Origin of the sequence: Bacillus sp. L_1B0_5 (genome assembly GCF_000836715.1) — a bacterium.
Lineage (GTDB): Bacteria > Bacillota > Bacilli > Bacillales > Bacillaceae_G > Bacillus_A > Bacillus_A thuringiensis_S.
Map to the genome: position 1 here is coordinate 1 of NZ_JXIS01000251.1, position 301 is coordinate 301.

The following is a 301-nucleotide window of genomic DNA, read 5'->3' on the forward strand; positions in this document are numbered from 1 at the left end:
GTTGCGAACAGACGACTGAATCGCAATACTATCCACTTCTTTGAGCCAAACAAACTCTTTCTTTATGGCAGGAAGTTTGGCAGAGCATGTACCATATGTTAAACCTTTTCCAGTCTCTTTGTATGCGTAATCCCATAGGGATAGGAAATGATTGAATACAAAGCGAGAACAACCTATTGTTTTGTTAATTAGAATTGTTTGTGCTTGATTTGGATAGATACGAAACTTATAGGCTTTATTAATTATTATTTGATTCACCTCCATTTCGGTATATGACTATTATATACCAAACGTATATTCG

1 protein-coding gene is annotated in these 301 nt (G+C 34.9%); it reads right to left on the reverse strand.

The genetic code is table 11. The features are described 5' to 3' along the window. The coding region (locus RT27_RS32210) for a helix-turn-helix domain-containing protein (RefSeq protein WP_043939514.1) at nt 1–264 on the reverse strand (264 nt) is incomplete at its 3' end. Nucleotides 265–301 lie beyond the last annotated feature (37 nt).